The 17,241-nt window shown below is 72.0% G+C and carries 15 protein-coding genes and 1 tRNA gene; 8 read left to right on the top strand and 8 right to left on the bottom strand.

Going from position 1 to position 17,241, the window contains the following annotated elements:
• Position 1 precedes the first annotated feature (1 nt).
• Together ACLBXO_RS12940 and ACLBXO_RS12945 are read left to right on the top strand one after the other, a co-directional pair.
• Positions 2 to 907, top strand: a complete 906-nt coding sequence (locus tag ACLBXO_RS12940) for an alpha/beta hydrolase (protein WP_447685616.1) — start codon at positions 2 to 4, stop codon at positions 905 to 907.
• Entirely contained in the window at positions 904 to 2,370 is a 1,467-nt protein-coding gene (locus tag ACLBXO_RS12945; RefSeq protein ID WP_447685617.1) for a flavin-containing monooxygenase, read from the top strand. Before ACLBXO_RS12940 ends, ACLBXO_RS12945 begins: the two co-directional genes overlap by 4 nt.
• Before the next feature lie 70 nt (positions 2,371 to 2,440).
• Here the strand turns inward: ACLBXO_RS12945 and ACLBXO_RS12950 are convergent, their stop codons facing one another.
• Positions 2,441 to 3,094: a protein-L-isoaspartate O-methyltransferase family protein gene (locus ACLBXO_RS12950; protein WP_331312814.1), complete on the bottom strand. Its 654-nt coding sequence runs from the start codon at positions 3,092 to 3,094 to the stop codon at positions 2,441 to 2,443.
• 317 nt (positions 3,095 to 3,411) lie between these two features.
• On the opposite strand from ACLBXO_RS12950, the gene ACLBXO_RS12955 reads away from it, so the two are divergent.
• Positions 3,412 to 4,683 (top strand): PQQ-dependent sugar dehydrogenase, encoded by a 1,272-nt coding sequence (locus tag ACLBXO_RS12955; protein ID WP_331312815.1) that lies wholly within the window; start codon positions 3,412 to 3,414, stop codon positions 4,681 to 4,683.
• Positions 4,683 to 5,273: a c-type cytochrome gene (locus ACLBXO_RS12960; RefSeq protein WP_331312816.1), complete on the top strand. Its 591-nt coding sequence runs from the start codon at positions 4,683 to 4,685 to the stop codon at positions 5,271 to 5,273. The genes ACLBXO_RS12955 and ACLBXO_RS12960 overlap by 1 nt, the downstream gene beginning before the upstream one ends.
• A 143-nt stretch (positions 5,274 to 5,416) precedes the next feature.
• Here ACLBXO_RS12960 and ACLBXO_RS12965 read toward each other — a convergent pair whose 3' ends face one another.
• Positions 5,417 to 6,187 (bottom strand): MOSC domain-containing protein, encoded by a 771-nt coding sequence (locus tag ACLBXO_RS12965; protein WP_331312817.1) that lies wholly within the window; start codon positions 6,185 to 6,187, stop codon positions 5,417 to 5,419.
• A gap of 198 nt (positions 6,188 to 6,385) precedes the next feature.
• Here ACLBXO_RS12965 and clpB point away from each other — a divergent pair, with 198 nt between their 5' ends.
• Both clpB and ACLBXO_RS12975 read left to right on the top strand, forming a co-directional pair.
• Positions 6,386 to 9,010 carry an ATP-dependent chaperone ClpB gene (gene clpB, locus ACLBXO_RS12970; protein WP_447685618.1) on the top strand — a complete coding sequence of 875 codons (2,625 nt, stop codon included), beginning with the start codon at positions 6,386 to 6,388 and terminating at the stop codon, positions 9,008 to 9,010.
• 292 nt (positions 9,011 to 9,302) lie between these two features.
• Complete coding sequence (locus ACLBXO_RS12975) at positions 9,303 to 11,294, top strand: DUF4139 domain-containing protein (RefSeq protein ID WP_447685619.1); 1,992 nt, start codon at positions 9,303 to 9,305, stop codon at positions 11,292 to 11,294.
• A 63-nt stretch (positions 11,295 to 11,357) separates the two neighbouring features.
• On the opposite strand, the gene ACLBXO_RS12980 is transcribed toward ACLBXO_RS12975, so the two are convergent.
• The 4 genes from ACLBXO_RS12980 to ACLBXO_RS12995 form a co-directional block, all read right to left on the bottom strand.
• Positions 11,358 to 12,254, bottom strand: coding sequence for an inositol monophosphatase family protein (locus ACLBXO_RS12980; RefSeq protein ID WP_447685620.1), 897 nt, complete (start codon positions 12,252 to 12,254; stop codon positions 11,358 to 11,360).
• On the bottom strand, positions 12,251 to 12,826 hold the full coding sequence (locus ACLBXO_RS12985; RefSeq protein ID WP_331312821.1) for an NUDIX hydrolase: 576 nt from the start codon (positions 12,824 to 12,826) through the stop codon (positions 12,251 to 12,253). Before ACLBXO_RS12985 ends, ACLBXO_RS12980 begins: the two co-directional genes overlap by 4 nt.
• A gap of 7 nt (positions 12,827 to 12,833) precedes the next feature.
• Complete coding sequence (locus tag ACLBXO_RS12990; protein WP_447685621.1) at positions 12,834 to 13,541, bottom strand: glutathione S-transferase N-terminal domain-containing protein; 708 nt, start codon at positions 13,539 to 13,541, stop codon at positions 12,834 to 12,836.
• Between the two features lie 103 nt (positions 13,542 to 13,644).
• The gene (locus ACLBXO_RS12995; protein ID WP_447685622.1) at positions 13,645 to 14,583 is read right to left on the bottom strand and encodes an SMP-30/gluconolactonase/LRE family protein; all 939 of its coding nucleotides are present in this window, start codon (positions 14,581 to 14,583) and stop codon (positions 13,645 to 13,647) included.
• A 339-nt stretch (positions 14,584 to 14,922) separates the two neighbouring features.
• Here ACLBXO_RS12995 and ACLBXO_RS13000 point away from each other — a divergent pair.
• Both ACLBXO_RS13000 and ACLBXO_RS13005 read left to right on the top strand, forming a co-directional pair.
• Positions 14,923 to 14,999, top strand: a tRNA-Pro gene (locus tag ACLBXO_RS13000).
• A 25-nt stretch (positions 15,000 to 15,024) separates the two neighbouring features.
• Positions 15,025 to 15,336 (top strand): ETC complex I subunit, encoded by a 312-nt coding sequence (locus ACLBXO_RS13005; RefSeq protein ID WP_331293510.1) that lies wholly within the window; start codon positions 15,025 to 15,027, stop codon positions 15,334 to 15,336.
• A gap of 16 nt (positions 15,337 to 15,352) precedes the next feature.
• Here the strand turns inward: ACLBXO_RS13005 and ACLBXO_RS13010 are convergent, their stop codons facing one another.
• Both ACLBXO_RS13010 and ACLBXO_RS13015 read right to left on the bottom strand, forming a co-directional pair.
• On the bottom strand, positions 15,353 to 15,811 hold the full coding sequence (locus ACLBXO_RS13010) for a nucleoside deaminase (RefSeq protein ID WP_447685623.1): 459 nt from the start codon (positions 15,809 to 15,811) through the stop codon (positions 15,353 to 15,355).
• A 63-nt stretch (positions 15,812 to 15,874) separates the two neighbouring features.
• Positions 15,875 to 16,942 carry a spore photoproduct lyase family protein gene (locus tag ACLBXO_RS13015; protein ID WP_447685624.1) on the bottom strand — a complete coding sequence of 356 codons (1,068 nt, stop codon included), beginning with the start codon at positions 16,940 to 16,942 and terminating at the stop codon, positions 15,875 to 15,877.
• Between the last annotated feature and the right edge of the window lie 299 nt (positions 16,943 to 17,241).

The following is a 17,241-nucleotide window of genomic DNA, read 5'->3' on the forward strand; positions in this document are numbered from 1 at the left end:
GATGGCGAGCCTGCGCGCGTATCTCGCCACCTACATGGTCCGCAGCCGGGTCCGCGGCCCCCTGTCCCGGGCACGGGATGCGGCCGCGTTCCGCCGCATCTTCGAGGCGCCGACCTTCCCCGATCCCAAGGGCGTCACCTACGAGCCGGGCGTCGTCGGCGGCGTGAAGGGCGAGTGGGTCCGGCCGAAGGCGGGCCCCGGCCGGCGGATGCTCTACATCCACGGCGGCGGCTTCATCGCCTGCTCGCCCCGCACGCACCGTCCCGTCACCGGCGCGCTGGCGAACCGGGGCTTCACCATCTTCGCGCCCGAGTACCGCCTCGCCCCCGAGCACCCGTTCCCCGCGGCGGTCGACGACGTCACGGCCGCCTGGGCGGCGTTCAGCGCCGAGGGCGCCGCCTGCGTGGCGGGCGAGTCGGCCGGCGGCAACCTCGCCCTCGTGCTGATGGGCCAGGCCCGGGCCCGCGGCCTGCCGATGCCCTGGGCGGCCGCCCTGTTCTCGCCGGCCACGGACTTCGTCTCCGAGGACGGGTCGCGGGTGACCAATGCGTGGCGCGACGCCATGTTCGACCCGCAGGCGCTCGCGGCGATCCGGCCGATGTATCTGGGCACCACCGCCGATCCGGCCGATCCGCGGGTCTCGCCGCTCTACGGGGACCCGACCGGCTTCCCGCCGCTGCTCTTCCATGTCGGCGCCCGCGAGGTCCTGCGCGACGATTCCGTGCGCATGGCGGAGCGCGCCCGCGCGGCCGGCGTCGAGACCGAGCTCAAGCTGTTCCCGGTCGTCTCCCACGCCTGGCAATTCGCCGCCGGCGTGCTGCCGGAGGCGCGGACCTCCCTCGACGAGGCCGCGGCCTTCCTGACGGCGCACGCGCCCCACGCCCCGTCCGGGAGCCCCCCACGATGACCGAGCCCGCGCCCGAGACCCTGGCCGTCCTGATCGTCGGCGCCGGCTTCTCGGGGCTCGCGATGGCGATCCGCTGCCGGCAGGCGGGCATCGGCCCGCTGCGGGTGATCGAGAAGGCCGACGGCATCGGCGGCACGTGGCACGACAACACCTACCCGGGGGCGGCCTGCGATATCCCCTCGCATCTCTACTCGCTGTCCTTCGCCCCGAAGGCCGACTGGAGCCGAATGTACGCGCCGCAGCCGGAGATCCTCGCCTACCTCCAGGACACTGCCGAGCGGAACGGGCTGATGCCCCTCATCCAGCTCGGGACGACCTTCACCGGCGCCACCTGGGACGCGGCGCGCGCCCTGTGGCACGTTGAGACCGACCGGGGCCCGATCACGGCGCGCGCGATCGTCGCGGGCATGGGCGGGCTGCACCATCCGGCCTACCCGGACATCCCGGGCCGCGACGCGTTCGCCGGGCCCGCCTTCCACACCGCGGCCTGGGATCATTCCGTGTCACTGGCGGGCAAGCGCGTCGGGGTGATCGGCACCGGTGCGAGCGCGATCCAGGTGGTGCCGGAACTCGCGGCCGTCGCGTCGCACCTGACGCTGTTCCAGCGGACCCCGCCCTGGATCATGCCCAAGAACGACCACGCCATCGCGGAACGGGCCCGGGAGCGCTACCGGCGCCTGCCGCTCAGCCGGCGGCTCGAGCGGGCGCGGCTGTTCTGGCTGCACGAGGTGCGGGCGCTGCTCGGCTTCACCAAGGTCTCGAAGCTCACCGGCCAGGCCGAATCCCTGGCGCGGCACCATCTCGCCAAGGCTGTCCCCGACAAGGCCCTGAGGGCGAAGCTGACGCCGAACTACCGGCTCGGCTGCAAGCGGGTGCTGATCTCCGACGAGTACTACCCCGCGCTCCAGCGCCCGAACGTCACCCTGGAGACGGACGGCATCGCCCGGATCACCGAGACCGGCCTGACCACCGACGCCGGGCAGCATCACGGGCTCGACGTGATCGTCTACGCCACGGGCTTCGACGTGGCCGCGACCTTCGCGCGGATGCACCTCGTCGGCCGCGAAGGCCGGAGCCTGACCGAGGCCTGGGCCGACGGCGTGGGTGCCTACCAGGGCATCACGGTCGCGGGGTTTCCCAACTTCTTCATGCTGCTCGGGCCGAATACCGGGCTGGGCCACAACTCGGTCGTCTCGATGATCGAGATCCAGGTGCAGCACGTCCTCGACTGCCTGAAGGCCCTGCGCCGCGGGTCGAGCACCGTCGAGGTCCGGCCGGAGGCCCAGGCCCGGTTCGTCGACCGGATCCACAGCCGCATGGCCGACAGCATCTGGCAGGCCGGCGGCTGCCGCAGCTGGTACCTCGACGCGAGCGGGCGCAACAGCACCCTCTGGCCCGACTCGGTCATGGCCTATCGTCGGAGCGCCCGTCGGGCCCGGCTGGGGGATTACAGGCTGGGCTGATCGGAGCCTGCCCGCGCCGCCGCGGAGCCGCCCGCGCGGACGGAAGCGGAAGCGATCCGGCGGCGCGCTGTCAGAACGCGAAGCCGGCTTCCGCCGCGAAGGCCTCGAGACCGGGCAGCGACGCGTCGAACAGCGGCCGGGCCCCGAACGCGTCGCCGGCGCGCACGAAGAGCGTCACCTTGGCGTTGCGGTGCGGGCCGAACACGCAGACCAGACGGCCGTCGTCCTTGAGCTGGTTCAGCAGCGCCTGCGGCCGGACCTCGACGCGCCCGTTGATCAGGATGACGTCGAACGGGCCGTGCTTGGGGGCGCCATCGGCGATCGGGCCCTCGACGACCTGGGCGGAGGCGCCGAGCCGGGTGCGCGCCGCCGCGGCGAGATCGGGCACCGATTCCAGGGCCGTGACCTGCGCGCCGAGCTGCGCCATGATCGCGGCGGCGTAGCCGTAGCCGGTGGCGACGTCGAGGGCGGCCACGCCCGGTCGGACCCGCAGGGCCTGGATCATCCGGGCCACGACCATCGGGGCCGGCATGCAGCGGGTCTCGCCGGCCGCCTCGCCGAGAGTCAGGGTCTGGTCGATATACGCGAAGGGCTCGCGGCCCTTCGGCACGAAGGCCTCGCGCGGCACGGTGTCGAACGCGTCGAGGACCGTGTTGTCGTTCACGTCGAAGGTCCGCAACTGGCAGTCGACCATCATCCGCCGCGCCTGCGCGTAATCGATCATCGATACGTGTCCTCGAACCGGATCGGAACGCCGCGTCGGCCGGGCCCCGGCGGACGGCCGGCAGCCCCGGCCAAGCCTAAGCTTCCCGGACGGGGGGCGTTTTCGGAGATCGTCGCCCAAAACGCAAGGTGAGCCGACGCGACAGCCGACGATGGCCCCGGTGGACGCGGCGCCGCGCCCGGTCCCGTCCCCCGTTACGGTGGCAGCGGAGTGTCGCCTCTGCGCCATCCTGCCCGGTCGCGCTGCCCGGCCGACCGTTGAATAAAGAGTGCAGAGCAGGCGGGCGGTCCGCGAGGCCGCCCCCACCGGGAGACACCATGACGCCGATCAGCCAGCCGATCCTGACCCGCAGCCTCGCCGCCCTCGCCGGACTCGGTCTCGGCCTGATGGGATCGGGCCCGGTCGCCGCGCAGGAGACGCCCGCGACCGCAGCCCCGCCCCCCAGCGTGCAGGTCGATCGCGGCTCGGCCCTCTACGGCCGGCCCGAGGGCGGCGCCGCGGCCAGGCTCGCACCGGTGGCCGGACCGCCGCTGGCGACCGCGGCCGCCAAGCTGCCGCTCGACAAGCTGAAGGTGCCGGAGGGCTTCAAGATCGAGGTCTACGCCAGCGGCCTCGCCAACGCCCGCGAGATGACCCAGGCACCGGACGGCACGCTCTACGTGGGCACCCGGACGGTGGGCAAGGTCTACGCGGTGCTGCCGAAGGCGGACGGCGACGGGAAGCGCGCGGTGAAGACCATCGCGACGGGGCTGCATCGGCCGAACGGCGTCGCGTACCACGACGGCGCGCTCTACGTGGCCGAACTCTCGAAGATCTGGCGCTACGACGACATCGCCAACCATCTCGACGGCGCGGCGAAGCCGACCCTGGTCTACGACGACCTGCCGAAGGACGAGGCCCACGGCTGGAAGTTCATCGCCATCGGCCCGGACAACAAGCTCTACGTCCCGGTCGGCGCGCCGGGCAACATCGTGATGCCGCCGGACACGCACGCGCAGATCCGGCGCATGGACCTCGACGGCAAGAACGCCGAGGTGATCGCCCGCGGCGTGCGCAACACCGTCGGGTTCGACTGGAACCCGAAGACCAAGCAGCTCTGGTTCACCGATAACGGCCGCGACTGGGTCTCGGAGGACATCCCGAACGACGAGCTGAACGTCCTCACGGAACCGGGCAAGCAGCATTTCGGCTATCCGTACTGCCACCAGGGCACGTTCACGGATCCGGAATACGGCTGGGGCCATGCCTGCTCGGAATTCACCGCGCCAGCGGCGCTCCTCGGCCCGCACACGGCCTCCCTCGGTCTGCGGTTCTACACAGGGACGCAGTTCCCGGAGGCCTACCGCGACGCGATGTTCGTCGCCCGGCACGGCTCGTGGAACCGCACGACCAAGCTCGGCGGTGACGTGGTCGTGGCCAAGCCCGGAGCTGACGGCAAGATCGCCGCGGTCGAGCCGTTCCTGACCGGCTTCCTCCAAGACAACAAGTATGTCGGCCGGCCCGTCGACGTGCTGGTCGCCAAGGACGGATCGCTGCTCGTCTCCGACGACTACAACGGCGCGATCTACCGCGTCAGCTACGGCCAGTGATGCGCCGTCACCTGCGCGCGCTCCGCGGACCGGCCACGGCCCTCGGCGGCCTGCTGCTCGCGGGCGGCGCGCTCGCCGCCCCGGACGCGGCCACGCAGGAGCGCCTCGCGCCCTGCATCGGCTGCCACGGGGCCGGTACCTCGGCGACGGAGGGCGTGCCCTCGCTGGGGGGGCAGCTCCCGGACTACGTCGTGACGCAGCTCTTCCAGTTCCGCGAGAAGCAGCGGGAGGCGCCGCCGATGAACGAGGTCGCGGCGGGCTTCTCCGACGACGACCTGCGCGCCTACGCCGACGCGGTTGCGACGCTGCCGCCGCCCGACCGGTCCGGGCCGCCGGCCGATGCGGCCGTGACGGCGCGCGCGCAGGCGCTCGTCGCCAAGCACCAGTGCAACTCCTGCCACGGGCCGGATCTCGCGGGCCGGGACGCGATCCCGCGGATCCGGGCGCAGCGGGAGGAGTATCTCGCCAAGGCGCTCGCCGGCTACAAGTCGAACGCCCGGCCCGGCTACGACCCCGCCATGAACGAGGTCGCGCAGGGGCTGAGCGAGGCCGACATCCAGGATCTCGCGGCCTACGTGTCGCGGCTCTGACACGACGTCCACTGGACCGCGTCCACCCGTCATCACGAGCGCAGCGAAGTGACCCGGGGCGGCGCGCGGCTTGTCAGCCTAGCGCTGCCTGGATCGCTTCGCTGCGCTCGCAACGACGGCAGCGCTGGGACACCCGTCGCGCGTCACCCCACCACGCGCAGCGCGTCGCCCCTCGCCAGCGCCCCGCCGGCGATCACCTCCGCGTAGACGCCGAGGTCGCGGTGGCCGAGCCGCGCGTCGAGGGTCCAGGGGATGTCGCCGTCGCGGATGCCGCTCACCGGGTCGACGTTGGTCGCCGCGCAGCGCACGGTCCGCTTGGTGATCTTGAGGCGCAGCCCGCTCGGCGCCTCGACGACCTGCCCGACCATCTCCAGCTCGGCGAAGGGGGCGAGCCCCTCGACCAGCAGGTTGCCGCGGAAGCGCAGGGGATCGACGGGCGCGCCGAGGTAATCCTCGACCGCGGCCACGCTCGCCCGGTTGATCAGCGATACGTAGCCGGTCGGGGAGTCGGTGAATCGGTACTGCGGCGGCGCGGCGAGGACCTTCGGCTCGCCCCGGAGGCTCTCGGGGACGTAGCGCCGCATCAGCTCCGCGAGCCCCTCGCGGCCCGCCTCGGTGTCGAGCCGGAAGGCCTGCGGTTCGCCGTGCCCCTCGACGGTCAGCGTCGCCGTGGCATCGTCGTAGCGGGTGCGCAGGCGGGCGAGCGCCTCGTCGCGCATGAGCATCAGGTACTTGGTCTTGGGCTGGTGGCGGGGCGCGACCGCGTTGAAGCCCGAGGGCCCGTTCTCGATGGCGTAGAGCCGGTCGCCCGGGAAGTAGCCGCTGGTCTCGAGCTCCGCCCGGTCGACCGGTTCGGGGCTCAGGCCCTTCACCGGATAGCGGTACAGGGCGCTGACATGAATCAATGCGGTCATGCGCGGAGCGTGGCCCTGAAATGATCCGGCACGCAAGAGCTTCGCCGCCCCTTGTGGTGCTCAATTGCAACACCACATCGGGTCTACCGGCGGCCACCACGGCGCCGGGGCCCTCGCGCGGCGGATAGCCGGAGGGCGACGTTTCGGTGGCGCCGCGCCTCTCATCGGGCGGCGGATGCCGGTACGGGAGGGTTGTGCATGAACTTCGAAAAGTACACCGAGCGCGCCCGCGGCTTCGTGCAGGCGGCTCAGAACCTCGCGATGCGCGAGGGACATCCCCAGCTTCAGCCGGGCCACCTGCTCAAGGTGCTGCTCGACGATCCGGAGGGCCTCTGCGCCGGCCTGATCGACCGCGCGGGCGGCCAGTCCCGGGTGGCGCTCGCTCAGACCGAGCAGTGGCTCGCCAAGCAGCCGAAGGTGTCCGGCAACGCGTCCGCCCCGCAGGCGACGCGCGAGCTGATGCGCCTGTTCGACACCGCCGAGAAGGCCGCCGAGAAGGCGGGCGATTCCTACGTGACGGTGGAGCGGCTGCTCCTTGCCCTCGCCGTCGAGAAAGATTCCGAGGCCGGCCGCGCGCTCCAGGCGGCGGGTGTCACCCCGGCCTCGCTCAACGCCGCGATCAACGCGCTGCGCAAGGGCCGCACCGCCGACAACGCCTCGGCCGAGAACGCCTACGACGCGCTGAAGAAGTATGCCCGCGACCTCACCGAGGCCGCCCGGGACGGCAAGCTCGACCCGGTCATCGGCCGCGACGAGGAGATCCGGCGGACCATCCAGGTCCTGTCCCGGCGGACCAAGAACAACCCGGTCCTCATCGGCGAGCCCGGCGTCGGCAAGACCGCGATCGTCGAGGGTCTGGCCCTGCGCATCGTCAACGGCGACGTGCCCGAGTCCCTGCGGGACAAGAGCCTGCTGGCTCTCGACATGGGCGCGCTGATCGCCGGTGCGAAGTACCGTGGCGAGTTCGAGGAGCGGCTGAAGGGCGTGCTCTCCGAGGTCACAGCGGCCGAGGGCGGCATCATCCTGTTCATCGACGAGATGCACACGCTCGTCGGCGCCGGGAAGGCGGACGGGGCCATGGACGCCTCGAACCTGCTCAAGCCCGCCCTCGCCCGCGGCGAGCTGCACTGCGTCGGCGCGACCACGCTCGACGAGTACCGCAAGCACGTCGAGAAGGACGCGGCGCTCGCCCGGCGCTTCCAGCCGGTCTTCGTGTCGGAGCCGACCGTGGAGGACACGGTCTCGATCCTGCGCGGCCTCAAGGAGAAGTACGAGCAGCACCACGGCGTGCGCATCCAGGATTCCGCCCTGGTCGCGGCCGCGATGCTCTCGAACCGCTACATCACCGACCGCTTCCTGCCCGACAAGGCGATCGACCTCGTCGACGAGGCCGGCTCGCGCCTGCGCATGCAGGTCGATTCGAAGCCCGAGGAGCTCGACAACATCGACCGCGAGATCGTGCGGCTGAAGATCGAGGGCGAGGCGCTCAAGAAGGAGACCGATTCCGCCTCCCGCGACCGGCTGGTCCGGCTTGAGAAGGAGCTCGGCGACCTGGAGGAGCGCTCGGCGGCGATCACCGCCCGCTGGAAGGCCGAGAAGGACAAGCTCGGGACGGCCGCCGGCCTCAAGAAGAAGCTCGACGAGGCCCGCAACGACCTCGCCGCGGCGCAGCGCCAGGGCCAGTACCAGCGTGCGGGCGAGCTCGCCTACGGGGTGATCCCGGGCCTCGAGAAGCAGCTCGCCGAGATCGAGGCGAAGGCCGAGAACGGCCGCGACGCGATGATGGAGGAGGCGGTCACGCCCGCCCACGTCGCGGGCGTCGTCTCCCGCTGGACCGGCGTGCCGGTCGACAAGATGCTGGAGGGCGAGCGCGAGAAGCTGCTGGCCATGGAGGACGCGCTCGCCAAGCGCGTCGTCGGCCAGCGCGAGGCGGTGGAGGCGGTCTCGACCGCGGTCCGGCGCGCCCGCGCCGGGCTGCAGGATCCGAACCGGCCGATCGGCTCGTTCATGTTCCTGGGCCCGACGGGCGTCGGCAAGACCGAGCTGACCAAGGCCCTCGCCGGCTTCCTGTTCGACGACGACACGGCGCTCGTGCGCATCGACATGTCCGAGTACATGGAGAAGCACGCGGTCGCCCGGCTGATCGGCGCGCCTCCGGGCTATGTCGGCTACGAGGAGGGCGGCGCCCTCACCGAGGCCGTGCGGCGGCGGCCCTATCAGGTCGTGCTGTTCGACGAGGTCGAGAAGGCGCATCCGGACGTGTTCAACGTCCTGCTGCAGGTTCTCGACGACGGGCGGCTCACCGACGGCCAGGGGCGGACGGTCGACTTCCGCAACACGCTTCTGATCATGACCTCGAACCTCGGGGCCGAGTACTTGGTGAACCAGCCCGCGGGCCAGGACACCGACGCGGTCCGCGAGGAGGTGATGGGCGTGGTCCGGGGTCACTTCCGGCCGGAATTCCTGAACCGAGTCGACGAGATCATCCTGTTCCACCGCCTCGCGCGGTCGGAGATGGGCGCGATCGTCGAGATCCAGCTCGGGCGCCTGCAGAAGCTCCTGGACGATCGCAAGATCACCCTGGAGGTCGACGAGGAGGCCAAGAACTGGCTCGCCGACAAGGGCTACGACCCGGCCTACGGGGCGCGGCCGCTCAAGCGGGTGATCCAGAAGAACGTCCAGGATCCGCTGGCCGAGCTGGTGCTCTCCGGCAAGGTCCACGACGGCGAGACGGTGCCGGTCCGGCTCGGCCCGATGGGCCTGATGATCGGCGACGTGACGGTCGGGGCCGAGCGCAGGCCGGTCAACGCGACGCTGAACTGATCGCTCCTGAGGCCCACGGCCGGGGCGGCGCGCCACGCGACGGCGCGCCGCCCCTTTTTTTCCGCGCCCGGGGTCGGGCCGGCGGTGTGAGCGGGCGATGAGCTAGTCGACTGGACAGGGCCGACGCGACGGAGAATCCTGGCGTCGCGCCATCGCGGCCCGAGGCGATCCACCGCCCCGGGCGGCTCAGGCGAGGCGCTCGCGCTGCCGGGTCGCGGCCGGCGGCCCGAATCCGCCATTACGTCCGCGCAGGCCGCGGCGAACGGCGCTCGAACGGGAGGCAGACGATTTGGTGACGTCTCATGTCGTGTGGGCCGGTGTTCTGCTGTGCATGATCGCGGCCGCGCCGCCCCTGATGGCGGCGTCCCCGGGGGGTATCCGCGCCGTCACCCTGTCGAGCGGCGGCCTCGCCGAGGTCACCCAGCTCCATCCGGTGGACGGCGACGCGACGATCGGGCTCAGCGTCCGGCCCGAGCAGATCGACGACATCCTCAAGAGCCTCGTCGTGCGCGATCCCGTCGGGACCGTCGGCGCCCTGCGTCTGGACGGGGTGGATCAGGCGGACGAGACCCTGCGGACGATGCCGTTCACCGCGGACGACCTGTCCGCGCCGGCACGCCTCGTGGGCAAGCTGCAGGGCGTCCCGGTCCGGGTGCAGAGCGGCGGGCGCGCGCTCGAGGGGCGAGTGCTCGGCGTGTCCGAGCGGAATGCCGGGACCGAGACCGGCGAGGTCGCGATCCTGACCGTGCTGACCGGGGCGGGCACGCTCGAATCCGTGCCGATCGAGGACGGCGCCTCCGTGACGATCCAGGACCCGGCCGTGGCGGCCAAGATCGCCGAGGCGGTCGCGGCATCCGGCAGGGCCAAGGCCGGCGACGCCCACCGGGTCGAGGTCGACGTCTCGGGGCGTGGCCAGCGCGAGGTCCGGTTGACCTACGTCGTCGCCGCGCCCGTCTGGAAGACGAGCTACCGCATCGTGGACGGCGGCGGCGGACGCGCGAACCTTCAGGCCTGGGCCATCATCGAGAATGCCCTCGGCACCGACTGGACGGGCGTCGACGTCACGCTCTCGTCGGGGTCGCCGGTGGCGCTCCTCCAGCGCCTGCACCGGCGCTACTGGCGCAAGAGGCCGGAGGCGCCGGTGATGGTCGAGGATGTCGGCATGCCGGACCTCGACCCGGGCACGGTCGCGCCGAAGTCGGTCGCGCGCCTGCGCGCCCCGGCCGCCGCCGCCGCGCCGCTTCCGGCACCGATGGCGCGGATGGACACCCACGACAGCCGCATGGAGGCCGCGGAACCGAGCTACGACGCCGCGGCCGCCACCGTGGGCGCCGCCGCCAGCGAGGGGGATGTCGCGGCGAACTTCACGCTGCCGCATCCGGTCGATCTGCGCGCCGGCGGCACGCTGTCGGTGCCGTTCCTCGACACCGAGATCGAGGCCGAGCGGGTCGCCCTCTGGAAGCCGGGCCAGGGGGTCCATCCGATCGCGGCCCTCCGGATCCGCAACAGCTCCGGCGCGACCCTTCCGGCGGGCCTCATCACCCTCTACGACCGCAGGGCCGGCTACCTGGGAGACGCCCGCCTGCCCGCGACGCCCGTCGGCGAGCAGCGGCTCGCCAGCTTCGCCCTGGACCGCAAGGTCGCCGTCCAGGCGGAGACCGCGCCGAGCGAGGCCCTGACCAAGATCACGGTGGTCGACGGCGTGGCGCGCGCGACGGTGATCGCCCGGGAGGTCACGACCTACACGATCAAGGGCGCGCCGGACGCCGCCCGCTCGGTCATCATCGAGCATCCCCGACGGGATGGCTGGACCCTCACCGCGTCCGCCCGCGACAGCGAGACCCCCACGGCCTATCGCCTCAAGGTCGCGGTTCCGGCCGGCGGGACGGCCGAGACCCGGGCCGTGCTCGAGCGCGTCCGGATCGACTCCTACGACCTCGTCGACGCCGACGCGGCGCTGCTCGTCCGGTGGGCCTCCCTGGCGACCGACCCGGAGCTGGGCGGCAAGCTCAAGACCCTCTCCCAGGCCCGCGCCGAGGTCGGCGCGGCGACCCGGACCGTCGAGGAGATCGGCGAGCGCGCGGCGAAGGTTCAGGCGGAGCAGGAGCGCATCCGCAGCAATCTCGGCGCCGTTCCGAAGGACAGCGAGCTGGCGCGGCGCTACCTCACCCGCATGGGTGCGCAGGAGGACGAGCTGGCGAAGCTGGATGCTGCGAGGGCCCAGGCGGAGGATGGGCTCAAGGCATCGCAGGCACGGATCCGGTCGCTGATCGCGACGCTCTGAGACCGGGCCCGGACCGTCCCGCGATCCGGGACCGCCCGATCGACGGCCATCCCCCACGCTGTCCTAGGCACGGCGGATGGCCGTCGCCAGATCGGCGGCCTGCGCGCGGTCCCGGCACACCAGCCAGAGATCGTCGTGGGCCGACAGCTCGGCGTCGAACAGGTCCACGAAGGCCGCCGGCGGATCCCCGAGGTCGGGCCAGAGGAACAGGCGGAAGCCCAGCGCCTCGAACAGCGGGAGGATCGGGCCCAGGTCCCACAATCGGTTGTTGCTCAGGGTCGCGTCGAGGCGCCCGGTGGCCAGGAGCGCGGCGTCCGAGATCGCTCCGCCCTCGCTCCAGGGGAACCAGCCGCGGCCGTAATCCAAGGTGTAGCGCTGCGCCGTGACCGACAGCCAGCCGACATGGCCGGTCCGGCGCTCCGGGCGCTCGAGCGGGCGCAGCGCCGCCGTCATGCGGCCGCCGCGGGTCGGGGCCCAGTAGGCGCGGCCCTCGCTCGCCGCCAGCAGCAGACCCTCCGTGGCCTCCGCCGGCACGCTCCCGGCCGGTGCGGAGCGGTCTTCGTTCCAGGCCGGCAGGCTCATGACGCAGGCGCGGGGCCAGCCACCGCGGCAGGCCGCCACCATCACGCCCCAGCCCGACAGGCCGCCCGCGAAAGGCCGGGTCCCGTCGATCGGGTCGCCCACGAAGGTCCAGGCGTCGCGGGCGAGCAGCGCCCGGGCCGACGCCTGTCCGAGATCCTCGGCGGTCTCCTCCTCGATCAGGTCGGGGCCCAGCCGCGCGTGCATCAGCCGGCTGACGGCGAGGTCGGCCTCGGTCAGGGCCTGGCCGAGATCCGGACCCTTGTTGCTCATCGCGAGGCCGCCCGCCCGCAGGGCGAGGGCCAGCGGGGCCGCCTCCTCGGCGAAGGCGAGCATCGCCGCGAGGACATCCGGCGCGGGTGCGGTGGGCGAGAGGGTCATGCGGCGAACAGCTCGGGGCTTCGGAGCATCAGGGCCTGGACGAGGACCAGGGTCTTGAGGTCGGGCAGGCGTCCGGCCCGGGCCTGATCCGCCAGAGCGGCCAGCGGCACCTCCATCACCAGCACCTGCTCGCCCTCCGCGTGCAGGCCGCCGCCGGGGCCGACCCGGTCGGCCGCACCGTAGGGCGCGAGGTAGAGCCAGAGGCGCTCGGAGGACACGCTCGGCATGCTGTAGGCGTGGGCGACCGGCTCCAGCCGGGTGAGCCGGACGCCGGCCTCCTCCATCGCCTCGCGGATCGCAGTCGCCTCGGGCGCGTCCCCGTCGAGGCCGCCCGCCGGAGCCTCGTCGAACTCGGCGGACTCGCCCCAGAAGGCGGGCCCGACCCGGGCCTGCCGGACGAGCAGCGCCACGCGCCGCTCGGGATCGTAGGGCAGCACGCAGGTCGCCTGCCCGTGATCCTCCAGCGCCCGCCGCACGGTGCTGCCATCCTGAAGCGTCAGCGTGGCGATGCCGAAGGTGTTCCAGCCGCGGTGGATCACCTCCAGCGGCAGGGCGGGCAGGCTCTCGGTCATGGTCCGGTCAGCGCTTGGTATTGGAGGCGGTCTGGCCGAACATCACCTTCTTGGCGTCCTCGCTCATGGTCTTGCCGTAGTCGGGATTGACCTCCGGGGCGCGGGCATAGGCCACCTTGGTGGCAGGCCGCTCGGCGATCGCCGTGAACCAGCGCTTCAGGTGCGGGTGTTCGTCGAGATCCTGCCCCTGCTTCTCCCACGGCACGATCCAGGGATAGCAGGCCATGTCGGCGATTGAGTAGTCCGGCCCCGCGACGTAGGCGCGGTCGGCCAGCCGCCGGTCGAGGACGCCGTAGAGGCGGTTGGTCTCGTTGACGTAGCGCTTGATCGCGTAGTCGATCTTCTCCGGCGCGTACTGCGAGAAGTGGTGGTTCTGACCGAGCATCGGGCCGAGGCCGCCCATCTGCCAGAACAGCCACTGCAGCACCTCGGCCCGGCCGCGCGGGTCGCTCGGGATGAAGCGCCCCGTCTTCTCGGCGAGGTAGAGCAGGATCGCCCCCGACTCGAACAGCGTGACCGGCGCGCCGCCGCCCGCCGGCTCGTCGTCCACGATCGCCGGCATCCGGTTGTTGGGCGCGATCTTGAGGAAATCCGGGTTGAACTGCTCACCCTTGCCAATATTGACAGGATGAATGCGGTAGGGAACGCCCGCTTCTTCGAGAAACATCGTGACCTTATGGCCGTTCGGCGTCGGCCAGTAGTGGAGTTCGATCATCGGCTGGTGTCCCGCAATGCCCCCGGCGGACGGGAAGTGGGTCGGCGCGCCGCTCCGGTCAAGCACGACGCCGGCGGCGCACCATGCGCCGGGCATCCCGGCCTCATCCGCCCGCGCAGCCCTGGACGTCGACGTGGACGGCGTAGAGCGACTGGCTCGCCGCCATGAACAGCCGGTTGCGGTGTCGGCCGCCGAAGCAGAGGTTGGCGCAGCGCTCCGGCAGGCGGATGCGGCCGATCGGCCGGCCGTCGGGGTTGAACACCATGACGCCGTCCAGGGCGTCGTCGCCCATGCCCCACCCGCACCAGAGATTGCCGTCGACGTCGCAGCGCAGACCGTCCGGCGTGCCCGGCCCGGCATCGATCAGGACCCGCCGGTCCCGGAGCGCGCGGCCGGCGACCACGTCGTAGGCGACGATCCGCCGGGTCGGCTGCCCGCGCGATTCCACGAGATAGAGCACGCGGCCGTCGGGCGAGAAGCACAGGCCGTTGGGGCCTGCGAGGTCGGTGGCCACGGCCTCGAGCGCGCCGGTGACCGGGTCGAGCCGGTAGACGTTCTGCGGCAGTTCGGGCTCGGCGCGCACGCCCTCGTAGAAGCCGCCGATGCCGAAGGGGGGATCGGTGAACCAGACCGCGCCGTCGGCGGCGGTCACCACGTCGTTGGGGGAGTTGAGCCGGCGGCCCTCGAACGTGTCCGCCAGGACGGTGATCGCGCCGTCATGCTCGGTCCGGGTGACCCGACGGCCCCCGTGCTCGCAGGTGACGAGCCGACCCTGCCGGTCGCGGGTGTTGCCGTTGGCGAAGCCCGACGGCCTCCGGTAGAGGCCGACCGCCCCGCTCTCCTCGTCCCAGCGCAGGATGCGGTCGTTCGGGATGTCGCTCCAGAGCAGGTAGCGCCCGTCGCCGAACCAGACCGGCCCCTCGCACCAGCGGAAGCCGGTTGCCAGCCGCTCGACGGCCGCGTTGAACACCCGGTAGCGGGCGAAGGCGGCGTCGAGGATCTCGACCGCCGGGTCGGGGTAGCGCGGGCTCGGTGTCCACACGGGCAAATCCCTGTCACTCGCGGCGATCGTCACCGTTTCGACGCGGACCGGCAAGGCCCGCCGCGCCGGCACGGTCCAGCGCCGCGGCGACGAGGACCGGAGCCGCCCGGCACGGCGATCCGAGCGCACCATCCTCCACCCCCCAGTGATGGCAGGCGCCGGTTCGACGGCGGGGAGGGCCGGCCCTCGCCCCCCACGGACGCTAACGCCCCGGAATTTGTCTGACAAGTTCGGCGGGCCGCGCCCTTCGCGCGGACAGCGGCTCCCGGCAGGGCCAGCCCGCGCCGCGCCTTGCGGGGAAACGGCGGAACCGCTACGGCATTGAGGCCGTGTGGCAGTCGGGGTGTGGCGCAGTCTGGTAGCGCACCTGGTTTGGGACCAGGGGGTCGTAGGTTCGAATCCTATCGCCCCGACCATTCGATCAGGAGCTTGTCGAGTCAGATGCCGAGCGCCCGCATCTTCCGTCCGTCTCGGGATGCCACGCAGTCGGGCCTCGCCCGGACCAAGCAGTGGATCCTGGAGTTCGACCGGACCAGCCCGCGCGAGATCGATCCGCTGATGGGGTGGAACGGATCCTCGGACATGCTCCAGCAGGTGCGCCTGGAATTCGACACCGAGGAGGAGGCCGTGGCCTACGCGAAGCGCGAGGGGATCGCGTTCCGCGTCGAGCAGCCGGCCAAGCCCGTTCAGCGCAAGGGCCTGTCGTATTCGGACAATTTCAAATTCAACCGCACCGCCCCCTGGACCCATTGAGGCCGTCGCCGCCGCGTCAGGCCTCGCGGCGCGCCTTCCACGCCGGGTAGGGCGAATCGCCCGGGGGCCGGAGCTGCGTGACCCGCATGGGCTGCGCGTCGAGGGGCTGGCAGAGCTCGGCGTAGATCGTCGCGCCGCCGGCGCTGTATGTCTCGGCCTCCTCGGCCGAGTAGGCGAAATAGCCCTCCCGGAAGCCGGCGAGCCGCATCGCTGCGTGGCACATCGGGCACGGGCGGCCGCTCGCGTACATCACGCAGTCACCGAGGTCGCGGCGGCCGAGCACCCGGCTGGCCTCGCGCAGCGCCACCATCTCGGCGTGGGCGCTCGGATCGTTGGTCGCGTGCACGGTGTTGGCGGCGCGGACCAGGACGGCACCGTCCCGCACGATCACCGCGCCGTATGGGGCGCCGCCCGCCTCGACATTCGCCGCGGCGAGGTCGACCGCCTCGCGGATATGGTCCTCGTGCGTCGGCATGGCTGAACTCTCCTGCGCTGGCGCGCCAACGCCGCGGGTGGCCGGAAGTTCAGCCCTCCGCGCTCAGAACGCGTAGCGCACCGTGCAGTAGGGCATCGTCTCGGCGAGCAGGGCCTTGAACCGGGCGAGCCACCGGCCCTTCCAGCCGGACCGGTAGCGCAGGTTGGCGCCCCCGCCCTCCGAGACCTTGGCCTCCTGGATGTCCGGCCGCCAGAGCAGGTCCTCGGCCTTCGGGTGCCAGCCGAGATTGACCGCATGGAGATCCGCGTTGTGGGTCAGCATGATGATCTCGCACTTGAGCTGCGCCTTGGCGGCGTCGGACAGCGTCGCGTCGATCTCGGCGAACAGCGCCCGCCAGTCCGCCTCCCAGCCCTCGTAGAGGATCACGGGCGAGAAATTGGCGTGGACCTCGTAGCCGGCGGCCACGAACTCGTCGATGGCGGCGATCCGCTCGGCGATCGGGGCGGTGCGCACGTCGACGATCCGGGCGATCCGCGCCGGCATGAGCGAGAAGCGGATGCGCGTCTTGCCCTGCGGATCGTAGGCGAGGAGGTCGCGGTTGACGGCCTTGGTGGCGAAGGAGGCCTTGGCGTTGTGCAGGGTGCGGAACAGCGCGACCAGGGCGCGCGCACCGTCGCTCACCGCGGCGTCCACCGAGAGGTCGCCGTTCTCGCCGATATCGTAGACCCAGTGCTCCGGGTCGATCGAATCCGGCTCCGGCAGGCGCCCCTGGCGCCCGGCATGCCGGGCGATCGCCGCGCAGGCCTGCTCGACGTTCACGAACAGCGAGATCGGGTTGGAGAAGCCCTTGCGGCGCGGCACGTAGCAGTAGGCGCAGGCCATCGCGCAGCCGTTGGAGGTCGAGGGCGCGATGAAGTGGGCGCTGCGGCCGTTGGGGCGCATGGCGAGGCCCTTCTTCACGCCGAGGACCAGCGTCGAGCGCTTGATCCGCACCCAATCCTCCACCGAGCCCGCATTGCCGTGGAGTTCCGGGATGTTCCAGTGCGACGGCACGACGATGCGCGCGGCGTCGGGGAAGCGCGCCAGGATGTCCCGGCCCAGCGGGAAGTCGCCGACGGCGGGCTCGTGATAGATCGTCCGGATATCGAGCAGGTCGCGGGTCAGGGCCATGGACGATCCGGGGCCCGGCAGCGGCCCGGGCCCCGATATGGTGCGCGCGGGCGCGGCCGGAATGCCTTGCGACCCGTCGTCCCTGCCCGCGCGGCGCGCGAAAAGCGCGGGATCGTGCGCGGCGAGCATTGATCGTTCAACGATATCTTACGATTCGGTGCCATGAGTCCCTCACCTTCGAGTGGACATGCGATGATCGTTTGGGAGCAGGAGAGATCCGAGCCGGGTTCACCCGGCTCCGGTGATTCTCTCCATCCTGCGGATCCGAGGTGGAACGCGCTGATCCGGCGGGACCAGCT

Source organism: Methylobacterium sp. C33D (assembly GCF_053345825.1).

Coding starts and splice junctions, on each gene's coding strand:
- ACLBXO_RS12940 (WP_447685616.1), top strand. CDS start 2: ATGGCGAGCCTGCGCGCGTATCTCGCCACCTACATGGTCCGCAGCCGG.
- ACLBXO_RS12955 (WP_331312815.1), top strand. CDS start 3,412: ATGACGCCGATCAGCCAGCCGATCCTGACCCGCAGCCTCGCCGCCCTC.
- ACLBXO_RS13005 (WP_331293510.1), top strand. CDS start 15,025: ATGCCGAGCGCCCGCATCTTCCGTCCGTCTCGGGATGCCACGCAGTCG.
- ACLBXO_RS12990 (WP_447685621.1), bottom strand. CDS start 13,541: ATGATCGAACTCCACTACTGGCCGACGCCGAACGGCCATAAGGTCACG.
- ACLBXO_RS12950 (WP_331312814.1), bottom strand. CDS start 3,094: ATGATCGATTACGCGCAGGCGCGGCGGATGATGGTCGACTGCCAGTTG.
- ACLBXO_RS12980 (WP_447685620.1), bottom strand. CDS start 12,254: ATGACCCTCTCGCCCACCGCACCCGCGCCGGATGTCCTCGCGGCGATG.
- ACLBXO_RS12945 (WP_447685617.1), top strand. CDS start 904: ATGACCGAGCCCGCGCCCGAGACCCTGGCCGTCCTGATCGTCGGCGCC.
- ACLBXO_RS12960 (WP_331312816.1), top strand. CDS start 4,683: ATGCGCCGTCACCTGCGCGCGCTCCGCGGACCGGCCACGGCCCTCGGC.
- clpB (WP_447685618.1), top strand. CDS start 6,386: ATGAACTTCGAAAAGTACACCGAGCGCGCCCGCGGCTTCGTGCAGGCG.
- ACLBXO_RS12985 (WP_331312821.1), bottom strand. CDS start 12,826: ATGACCGAGAGCCTGCCCGCCCTGCCGCTGGAGGTGATCCACCGCGGC.
- ACLBXO_RS13015 (WP_447685624.1), bottom strand. CDS start 16,942: ATGGCCCTGACCCGCGACCTGCTCGATATCCGGACGATCTATCACGAG.
- ACLBXO_RS13010 (WP_447685623.1), bottom strand. CDS start 15,811: ATGCCGACGCACGAGGACCATATCCGCGAGGCGGTCGACCTCGCCGCG.
- ACLBXO_RS12965 (WP_331312817.1), bottom strand. CDS start 6,187: ATGACCGCATTGATTCATGTCAGCGCCCTGTACCGCTATCCGGTGAAG.